Source organism: Arthrobacter sp. AL12 (assembly GCF_029960645.1).
Classification (GTDB): Bacteria; Actinomycetota; Actinomycetes; order Actinomycetales; family Micrococcaceae; genus Arthrobacter.
On sequence record NZ_JASBQY010000017.1, the window covers coordinates 82536 to 92422 of the forward strand.

Below are 9887 nucleotides of genomic sequence, written 5' to 3' on the forward strand. Positions count from 1 at the left end.
ACGCTGAGGGATCCCCTCGCGGGCACTGCGTCGGCATGGAGCAAGCGGTCAGGGTCGCGTTGTCGCGTAGAGCAGCATGTCTCGCCGGGTGCCACCAATTTCCTGATGGCTACGGAGCCGGCCCTCCAGTTGGAAGCCAGACGCTTCGGCAACGCGGCTTGAGCTACTGTTCCACGGCTCGATGTACAGCTCGATCCGGTGCAGAGTGGGGATGGTCCAAGCGAAGGCAGTGAGTGCCTTCAACGCGCTGCTTGCGATTCCACGGCCTCGGTGCGCGGGGGCAACCGAGTAGCCAACCGTCGCACGTCCGGCCGACATGTCCTGAAGCCACAGTCCGATGGCACCGACAGCGTTGTCGGACTCGGCATCGGCGATGGCGAAGGATAGCCCTTTTCCTTCGGCGAGCCGGCCGCGCTGCCGGTAGATCCACTCCTGAGCCTGCTGTGCCGTGGGGAGCGAGGGAGGGCTGCCAATGAGCGGGATGTAAGGGTCCTCCCCGAACTCGAGGGCGAGGTGTACGTCGTCGTCGGCGAACTCGCGCAAGACGACTGAACCGTAGGTCGGTGGTGTAGCCGGCCAGGACGGTAAGCGCTCAGTCATACCTTGATTATCACCATGGTCATCGTCTCGCTACTGAAGATTCACCCGGTCCTGCCCAAGAGAGGCCGTTTCCACACTCAGCCTGCTTCCGAACCTACCGGGACGCCTGCAGCTGGCTACGATGGCTTTCCAACGCACCGATGATCGGGCCGATAACGCCGGCGAGCAGACCGGCATCTGTATTTTTGGCGGCCTTATGATCACCCTCGGCAAGCTGCCCGACTAGAGCTGCCTTTGCCTCGGAGCGCGATATGTTCTCAGGAAGCTTGAACGCAAGAACGTCAAAGTCCCGCTCTTGAAAGCGCGGAACCGATGCGCGCACTCGCCCATGGTCGGGGTTTTCACTCGTCAGATGCAAGTGTGCTCGCAGCTCAGGGTCAAAGCCGGTGGCACCGACGTATGCGATCGCCCCGTCAGCAGTATCAACCCACACATAAAGCCACGACCCGGTTGGGCTGACATTCCCCTGGCGAACCGGTATCAACCGTTTCTCAAAACGCTCCATCAACTGAGGATAAGGCCCCGCATCCGCACTGAACCGGCTGCCCGCAGGCCGGTCGGCTTACGGGCGGAGAATTTTGGCTGTCAGTTGTACTGCCGACTCTTGCGGTCGCCTGGTCACCGTAAGTTTTGTCCCTGAACGTAGGCTTACTGGATGAATCAGCAGACTGATGTCGTGCTCGTCCATGGCTTGTGGCACCAGCCGGCCCACTTCGATCCGTTGGCGGCCAATTTGCGCCGCCTAGGCGCCAGCGTCCATGTTCCTCGTCTGCATAGGGGTTCCCTAGGTGCGGACACTGCAGTAGTGCAAGAGACCGTCGACGGGTATTTGGTACCGCCAGTTGTCCTCGGGCATTCTTACGGCGGATCAGTCATCACTGGCCTGGAGCGGGTCCGGCATCTCGTGTACGTTGCGGCTTTCGTTCCGGCAGCCGGTGAGAGCGGGGCCATGTTGGGTGGTCCATCAGCACTGGTCAACGACGCCGTCCGGCATAACGACGACGGGTCCACCAGCATTGAGCCGGAATGGGCTCACGAGGTTTTGTATGCAGATTGCTCCGCCACCGATAGTGCCTGGGCCACCTCGCTCCTGGTACCTCAACGACCTGGTCATGGTCGCGGTGTACCCGGCCGCATTGCTTGGCAAACCACCGACAGCACCTATGTTCGCTGTGAACAGGACAGAGCGCTTAGCCCAGTCCTTCAAGAACGAATGGCTGCCCGATGTACCAAAGCTGTCAGTGTAAATTCGAGCCATTCACCCTTCATCAGCCAGCCTAAGTGGCTCGCCAAACACATCTTGGAGATATAGATACCCCGTCGACTCAAACGATGCGCCGGTACGCTCAACCGTCCGTTGAAGGATCCTCTGCCGGCCGGGTGAGCTTTCCGCGACCTATGAAGGCTCCCAATTCAGGACGGCGTCGCGGAGTTCAACTACCGACATCTCGCTGTCGAGGCGTAGAACCGGCAGGTCTAGTTGGTCAAGCCATGCTTCGTGAGCGGCACGGCTTCTGCCGTCGAATGCCGGATCGTCGTAGCCTTTTGCCCAATTCAGGAATTCGGACCAGGCCGCTTTGTCGAAGTCTTGGCCAGCCCGGCGGTTCACCTCGCGGGCTTCGAGGCGTCGTAGCCGCTCACGGGAGTCGAGCGTCAAGAAGACCACGGCACCGCACTCTGCAACGATGCTCTCGCCCCAGCCCATCATCGACCCGGACAGGACCCAGCCCTCCCGAGGAACGAACACGTCGCGCATCAGAGCCCGCCGAGCGTTCTCAGGACGCTTCTCGAGGTAAGGCGGGACGGTGGGCACCCAAAAATAGTCATCGGCGTCCGCGTGAGGAACCGACCAATAGCCAGCCAGAGCCCGACCGAGCGTGGTCGTTCCGCTACCGCTAGCCCCCATCACATGAACCCTCGCACGCTGCATGACTCAATTATCCGGGTGGGGCACGGGCAAGAGTGCAACCCGCGCGCTTAGGGATCCCTTGCCGGACGTCAAGCAATAGGCATTCCGTTTTGCAAGAGCCCCGGTTAGATTGACGCCATGGCAAATGCCTCTGAGGGTCCGCTTCTAAGAAGGTTCAAGCTTGTTGGGGTGCTCGGCCTCCTGACGATCTCGCTTCTGGGCACTCTAATCCGGCTAGCTACTGGCTGGTCTGAGTGGATTACTTACGGCGTTCCGTTGGTCGTGTTGATTCTGGTGACCCTTCCACTGCTTCGCGCCGCTCAACGCCAGCAAGCAGGGAGGCGCAATGCGCAGTCGAATTCCGAAGAAGCAGCCTGATGCAGCAGTTTCTCTAGCGTCCAATTGCCGGCCCTACCGTCGGAGGCCCCTGTCCTCAAGGGGATCCCCCATGGGGACGGTCTGAAATCGCGGGGGCCATCGTTCGCTGAAGACAGCTTTACTCTGGATCGGTTTCCTGATCTTTGCGGGCATCGCCGTCTGGAGTGTCGGCTCTGGGGCCTTCCTCTTCGGCTTTCTTTCGAGCATAGTCACGCCGAACCAGCGCGAGCACGCCAAGTTCAAGGATCAAGAATGATGCGATGCCCGCCCAAAGTCCGAAAAGAGCCTGCACGAAGGCGAACGCCAAAAAACCAGGGCCTACGAGCACAAGCAAGAGCGTCAACGGTGAAAGTTGCTGAGATTCGGCGCCCATCCAGCCCTCGGGAGCGGTGATCCATTTGCCAAAACGACCCACTCTCCGGTGGGGTCCGCTGACGTCCATGCCATAAATATAGGCTGCCGCCACGCCAACAACCCTCAGAGACGTGTGCATCCCGGTTACGTCCCGTGGAGTGGTGTAGATCTCCGCAGTTGCGCGTTGCTCCGGTGACGTAGTGAGCCATCGTGCGATGGTCAGTGAGAACCGATCAAAGAACTCACAAAGGACACAAACACACGATGGCTCTAGACCAGTCTGCCCTGCTTGACCTCCTTGGCCAACTGAAACTCACCGATGTCTCCGATCGGATCCGTGCCGCTACCGAAACCTTGTACCAGCAGCTCATCGAGGCCGAGGCGACCGCGTTCATCGGCGCCGCCCCGTTCGAACGCTCCGAGGCGCGGACCACCCAGCGCAACGGGTCCCGGCCCAGGACGTTGACGACGACCGCCGGGGACCTGAACCTGAAGATCCCGAAGCTGAGGAACGGGTCGTTTTTCCCGGCCCTGCTCGAACGCCGCCGCCGCGTGGACCAGGCCCTCTACGCTGTGGTGATGGAGGCCTACCTGCACGGGGTCTCCACCCGCAAGGTCGATGATCTGGTCAAGGCCCTCGGGGCCGAGACCGGGATTTCCAAGTCCGAAGTTTCCCGGATCTGCGAGGACCTGGACCACGAAGTCGGTGCGTTCCGGGACCGGAACCTTTCGGCCATGGACTACCCGTACGTTTTCCTGGACGCGACCTACTGCAAGGCCCGCGTCGGGCACCGCGTCGTGTCCCAGGCAGTCGTGGTCGCCTTCGGCGTGGCGGCGGACGGGCGGCGGGAAGTCCTGGGCTTCGACGTCGGCGACAGCGAGAACGAGGGATTCTGGACCGCGTTCCTGCGGTCCTTGAAGGCCCGCGGACTGGACGGCGTGAAACTAGTGATCTCCGACGCCCACAGCGGCCTGAAGAAAGCCATCGGCACGGTGTTCCAGGGCGCGGCATGGCAGCGCTGCCGGGTGCATTTCATGCGCAATGTGCTCTCGACCGTGCCGAAGGGATCCCAGGACATGGTCGCCTCGATCATCCGCACCGCCTTCGCCCAGCCCGATGCCGGACACGTGAACACCCAGTTCGACGAGGTCACCCGGATGCTTCTCAAATCCCACCCGAAGGTCGCTGCGATGCTCGGCGACGCCCGGGACGACGTGCTCGCGTTCACCGGGTTCCCGGCCAGGCACTGGCGTCAGATCTGGTCCACGAATCCCATGGAACGTGTCAACAAGGAGATCAAGAGACGCACTGACGTCGTCGGGGTCTTCCCCAACCCGGCTGCCCTTCTCCGGCTCGCCGGCGCGGTCCTGGTCGAGCAACATGACGAATGGGAAGCCGGCGACCGCCGCTACCTCTCCGAGGCCTCCATGGCCGAACTCACGGCCATGAACACCACACCCGCCACGCCGATAGAGGAGGCGATTTTGCTCCCTGAACTCACGGCAGCATAATCAACTAACTGACCTGCACGGTGTCGAGAAAACTCCACCACTCAGCGGGACGTAGCCTGCATCCCCGCAGGGGAGAGTCAGAAAGCGACATTACAGCTGAAAAAGTGTGCCCTTCAGGGTTCCCCAAACAGATCTAGCGGGATACGGGACGATTGATCCCCGTGGAACCTTCGTCACTTCATCTTTCCTGCAAGCTATCGAGTTTCCTGCCCCTATTCTCACTTGTTTGAGACGTTTTGTTCTGTGGGGACGTATATAGATGAAAGCTCGTACGGGAGGGGGGACGGTGGCTGATTCGGCTGAGGAGCTGCAAGGATTTGATGACCTGGCGTTGCTTGAACGCGTGGGGCAACGGGATCAGGTCGCGTTTGACGTGTTGTATAGCCGGTACGTGCGGCCGGTGGCCTGGATGGCGCGCAGCATGCTGCGTTCGTCCCAATCAGCCGAAGACGCTGCGCAGGCGACGTTTCTGGTTCTGTGGAGGAAGGCCGGACGGATCAAAATCGAAGGCTGTTCGCTGCTGCCTTGGCTGTTGGGAGTCTGCAGGATCGAGTGTCGCTCCATGCTCCGGAAGGATCATTCACTCGATCGCCGCGGCATGGAAGTGGCACGGGAACGGCCCTCGGACGGTCCTTCCCCCGAAGAATTAGCCATCGAGTCGGAAATGGTTCACATGATCGATCTCTACGTGGCGCGGATGTCCGACATAGACCGGTGCATCTACCGGCTCTGCCTCGTCAAGGAGGTCAGCTACGAGGATGCTGCCAAGGAGTTGGGAATCACTCACGGGGCAGTACGTAACCGGTTGTCACGGCTGAAAGCCGGTCTCCGCCGTCACCTTCCATCTCAAGGAACAGAGGCACCGAAATGAACACCGAGATCCCGACGTGGCCTGCGCAGGCCGACCTCGAGAGGATGCACGCGGCAACTGTTGCCGGCATCCAGGAACACCGCCGAAGCCAGCGCCGCTCAAAAATCGCGGCGGTAGCAGTGACCGCCGTGCTGGCTATGGGATTTACGGCCGGGACCGTCATCAGCTTGCCCAAAGGCGACGTTGTAGCCGGCCCTGCAACAACAACTGCGCAGCCAAGCCACCCAGGCGGACCCTACAAAATCGATGACACGCTGGAGGCTTTCAACGGCCTCTCCTACGACTATGACCCCGTTCGATTGCCGAATCAGCTTGCCGAGCTCAGTGAACTAGTGGTCTCAGGCACTGTTGCGGGTTTCAGGGAAGGCCGGTCTCTGGCCTTGGCGGGAAACTACCCGGCGGATGGGTCAAGATCGGTAGTCCTGGTTCTGACCCACGTCACGGCGGCCAGAGGTGAACTGGTCGACGGGAACGACGGCCGCATTTATGTGGAGTTGCGCAACCCGGGCCATCCAGACCCCTCATTTTATGACAAGGCGTTCCCTTCAGGCGCTGTCGTGGTCGCCTATCTCGTCCCGGCTCCGGCGGGACAGCCGAGGGCCGACATTGACGTAACGGCAGCCAGTCGGGCTGCCGGAGTCCCCGCCGGGCAGACGCTGTACCTTCCGGCAAATCCACAGGGTCTGATCATGCAATTCAGTGGAGAAGATGTTGTTTGGCCTCTCATCGGCGCCCACAAGCCAGGCAGCATCGCAGAAACGCTACCCGAGGGCGACCTAATCGCCGAATAGGTTTGGCGATGGAGGACGTCACCAACTACCGGCTCGCAGCGCTGCTGGCCGACCTGGTGAACCATGCGGACGGTCGCTCCCCAAAATGTGTCCGCTCAACGTTCCGCAAACGGAACGGCAAAACCGCCATTTCAAGCTGCGATTGAACGGTGTAGCTGCCGGTGGCGGCCCAGCATTGAGGCATGATCCAGAACGGGGACGGCCGCGGGACCGTCTCAGTTCCAAGGAGCGGGACGCTGCCATGAAGCCCGCAGGCACGCCACTTCGACCGCGACGACGTCGGCGCTGACAGCCCCTACTTCCAGCGCGGCGGTGATTCCCGCCTGACGAGAGTTGCTGCGCGCCGTGCTCGTCAATGAGCCGGGCCGGTATCTGGCGGTGTGGCGCTGCTTTCTCGGCGCCGTCGTATCCTCGGTCAGCATGGCATCGATCGCAGCCTTGAAGGCTCCAGCCGCCACGACACGCCCTGCCTCGGTTTGCGTTCCGGAGGGGTAGCCGATTCAAGAGCCTGCCGGACCGTCCTTCGATGGACGCCGTGCCGGGCCGCAAGCGCACGAACAGAAAAGCCCTCGACCCGGGCGTCCCGCCTGATCCGCGCGAACAAATCCACTCTCGACTCCACCTGATCCACCCTCCGCCGCGTCCATCCACTGATGGATCCAACCTTGAAGGTGGGGCCACGAATAACCGTCACAAGTGCCCGGCGAGTCACGAAGTGGGGCCAGAAATAACCGTCCTACCGGGGCCATCCAAACCTGTCACAGCCATGGAAGTGCGTTTCCAGAACCAATGCCAAGGGTTTCATACGTCTTAAGGCTCGTTCGGAGGTGACAATGTTCCGTAGAAGGTTCGGTCTACGAAGAGGCAAAACCAATCCCTACTGCGACGAATAATAGCCCTCCGAGCATGTGCATGAATCCCATGGCTCTTATCGTCGAAGCGTCCGCAAATGTAAAGCTCCCTGGCCTAATCCCGCGACTTTCCTTGTAGATTCTTGACCAGGTGCTCGCAGTTTCGTTGATGTCGCGGAAGACGTACAGTCCGAACAGGAATAGGAAAAGGCCCGCTCCACTAATCCCGATGCCCATCCAGTTCATCCGGGTTACTGCCAGGAGAACGAAGGTCACAAGGAACATCGCGTAGAAGCACCAATAGAAGGTCCTCGCGGGTTGAGGCAATTCGGTTAGGAGTCGCTTGATCCCCCGGATGGTTTTGATGACGTTCCTTCCATGGGTTACCTGATCACAACGACAATGTAGTGCCCCAGCCAAGCTGACCCCAGTGTTCAAAGCCTAATAGCGAAGACCGCTCGATGGGGAGCAAAGGCAAGGTGGATTTTTGTATGTTGTTTGACTGCGAGTTGCCGGCCCGTTCAAGATGACAATCCCATGAGCTGATCATTCCTGAACAGTTTGGAAACAAGGTGCCCGAGGGCCAGCTTGTTCGATCCGGTCGAGGTTCCTGCAACGGCAAGTGGTCCTGGATCGAGCCGTCACGGTGGGCCTGAATCAGGTTGACATACTCACCTGCAGTGAGATGTCGCTGTCGCATTCAGGGTTCTGATGGGAACCTGGGGCTGCACCAAGCTGATTTAGATCACTCTTCGTCCTGATGATCGCCTGAGTTACGGTGCAAGAGAAGATCACCTACGGCTTCGAGAACGCCCTGAACTATAGCCGCGATGACTTCCACGAGGACGGACATGCGACCACAATACGTCTTTTCGCACGGCATGTTGGGTGTAGCACTGCCCGTAAGCCGATCCTTTACCGGGCACCAGGAGGCCCAGGTCTGATCTTCTGACCCGTGTCGAAGTCGACCCAGCGCCGGGGATTGTCTGATCGATAGTCTTGCGTCATGGCCACCGAAACACGCTTCACGACGCGTTCACCCCTAGCCGCGGTTTGCTTGTTCCTTGTCGGCTTGTTGATCCTTTGGATGGCGCAGCCAATCCTGCCTAGCTGGGGATGTGCGGTCAGCTTTTCGGCGATGTGTCCTCCGCATTTGTTGCCTGTTCGAGCTTCGCTGATTAGCGCCGGCATCCTCTTCGTACTACTCGCAGCACTCATCGTCGGCATCGTTCTTCTCCCCAGAGCAAAGGGCTGGACGGATGGTTTGGCCCGAAGCGCCGTCTTCGTCGTGCCGGTGGTCCTGATCCTGACAGTCGTCGCGCACTTTCTGATACCACAGCCCTGAATCGAGCCGGCGTAACGCGAGTTGCAGCCGCAAAAGCGAAGGCAGGTTGACGAACGTGTCCGTCCAGGGATCCTTCACCGGGCGCTGGAGCATCCCCTGATCCACCGGCTAGCGGGGACGGTATGAGGTCACACTCCTCATGGCCACAATGGACAACGAATCACGTCTTACAGGGAGCCAGGCGTTGCGGACTGGCTGGTCGGGGATCTAGGTGCTGATTACCTGCAGGTGGACAATGCCCGGTTCCCGAAGATCATCCACCCAAATGCCGATTCTTGCTGTGCCAGCTGGAACCTCATATTGCGAAACCTTGTCCCCATATACAGTTTCCAGGGTCAATTCGCCCGCCGAGCATCTGATCACCTGCGGGGCGAGTGGGATGAGTTCCTGTGCGGGCTCCTGCCCAGACACGTGAATTGTGGTGTCGCCGTCCATGTCGTTAGTCCCACCAATGATAAGAGCGTCTTCGCTCGCCCACACGAGACCATCTGCGGTGACATCTGGAAGCGTCGCTTCCTGAGATCCCAGCACGAGAAAGATCGCGTTGGGCAACGGTGCATGGACGGTAACGTTCATCGTGTTCTCCCTTGTGTCAGCCACATCATTTCACCTGGCCACGGCCTACTCTTGCTGCTGGTTCGACTGCCCGCAATGGGATCCTCCACCGCGCGGCTCCCTCGCAGGCCAGCTGTCTTGTATATTTCAGCGCCTTCGTTACCTTGTCCGGGTCCGGTTAGTCCCTGCGGGCTCTAACTACATGCACGAGGCGCAACGCGAAGTAGACGAGGGCGGCCACGCTCACCACCGCGAAAATCCACGTGCCATCCATGCTGAGCGCGGGGCCGCTAGTACACATGCTCGTAGCGCCAGACTCGATTGTGTAGCCAACGCACTCGCCCCGTTTATACCCCAGCAACGCTATGTTCAGGGTGATCACGAGGAGGATCGCGACGGCCCAAGGCCACCATCGCGGTGAACGGAATGGCGGCGTTTCATCCATGCAGTCACTCTACTGATCGGGCCATCCAATTTCTGCCCCCTTCAACGTTCTCCTCCGGCCGCCGCCACGGATGCTTCAGCCGAGGCTGTGTGTATCAAGCTGTTGACACAAATGGCGGGGGTCCAACCATTATTCACTTGGTGACCAAAGGGTCCTTCGGCCTGCCGGTGGGGGCGGACAACGCCCGTAAGCCGGTGGTTCACCGGACGCTCTAATCGCCCGCGGTAGTGCCCATTAGCGTGGTGTAACGGCCCGGACCCGGGCGTGTTGCTCCCG

At 60.3% G+C, this 9887-nt stretch carries 10 protein-coding genes and 1 pseudogene; 5 read left to right on the top strand and 6 right to left on the bottom strand.

From position 1 onward, the window contains the following. Positions 1-48: 48 nt before the first annotated feature. The 3 genes from QK291_RS16030 to QK291_RS16040 form a co-directional block, all read right to left on the bottom strand. Positions 49-600, bottom strand: a complete 552-nt coding sequence (locus QK291_RS16030; RefSeq protein WP_282383659.1) for a GNAT family protein — start codon at positions 598-600, stop codon at positions 49-51. Between the two features lie 94 nt (positions 601-694). Further along, on the bottom strand, positions 695-1105 hold the full coding sequence (locus tag QK291_RS16035; RefSeq protein WP_282383660.1) for a hypothetical protein: 411 nt from the start codon (positions 1103-1105) through the stop codon (positions 695-697). An 891-nt stretch (positions 1106-1996) separates the two neighbouring features. Beyond that, positions 1997-2413 (bottom strand): hypothetical protein, encoded by a 417-nt coding sequence (locus tag QK291_RS16040; protein ID WP_282383661.1) that lies wholly within the window; start codon positions 2411-2413, stop codon positions 1997-1999. A 234-nt stretch (positions 2414-2647) separates the two neighbouring features. Here QK291_RS16040 and QK291_RS16045 point away from each other — a divergent pair, with 234 nt between their 5' ends. Continuing rightward, positions 2648-2887, top strand: coding sequence for a hypothetical protein (locus QK291_RS16045; protein ID WP_282383663.1), 240 nt, complete (start codon positions 2648-2650; stop codon positions 2885-2887). Positions 2888-3005: 118 nt separating this feature from the next. On the opposite strand, the gene QK291_RS16050 is transcribed toward QK291_RS16045, so the two are convergent. Beyond that, entirely contained in the window at positions 3006-3329 is a 324-nt protein-coding gene (locus QK291_RS16050) for a hypothetical protein (RefSeq protein WP_282383665.1), read from the bottom strand. A 176-nt stretch (positions 3330-3505) separates the two neighbouring features. Between QK291_RS16050 and QK291_RS16055 the strand changes: the two genes are divergently transcribed. The 3 genes from QK291_RS16055 to QK291_RS16065 all read left to right on the top strand — a co-directional run bounded on the left by QK291_RS16055 (position 3506) and on the right by QK291_RS16065 (position 6415). Next, entirely contained in the window at positions 3506-4753 is a 1248-nt protein-coding gene (locus QK291_RS16055) for an IS256 family transposase (protein WP_282383666.1), read from the top strand. A 286-nt stretch (positions 4754-5039) separates the two neighbouring features. Further along, entirely contained in the window at positions 5040-5624 is a 585-nt protein-coding gene (locus tag QK291_RS16060) for a sigma-70 family RNA polymerase sigma factor (protein WP_282383667.1), read from the top strand. Then, the gene (locus QK291_RS16065) at positions 5621-6415 is read left to right on the top strand and encodes a hypothetical protein (RefSeq protein WP_282383668.1); all 795 of its coding nucleotides are present in this window, start codon (positions 5621-5623) and stop codon (positions 6413-6415) included. The genes QK291_RS16060 and QK291_RS16065 overlap by 4 nt, the downstream gene beginning before the upstream one ends. A 327-nt stretch (positions 6416-6742) precedes the next feature. Here the strand turns inward: QK291_RS16065 and QK291_RS16070 are convergent. Beyond that, positions 6743-7037 (bottom strand): annotated as a pseudogene (locus QK291_RS16070) (IS21 family transposase); the annotation flags it as partial. 1235 nt (positions 7038-8272) lie between these two features. On the opposite strand from QK291_RS16070, the gene QK291_RS16075 reads away from it, so the two are divergent. Then, entirely contained in the window at positions 8273-8611 is a 339-nt protein-coding gene (locus tag QK291_RS16075; protein WP_282383670.1) for a hypothetical protein, read from the top strand. Between the two features lie 207 nt (positions 8612-8818). Here QK291_RS16075 and QK291_RS16080 read toward each other — a convergent pair whose 3' ends face one another. Beyond that, on the bottom strand, positions 8819-9187 hold the full coding sequence (locus QK291_RS16080; protein ID WP_282383672.1) for a hypothetical protein: 369 nt from the start codon (positions 9185-9187) through the stop codon (positions 8819-8821). Between the last annotated feature and the right edge of the window lie 700 nt (positions 9188-9887).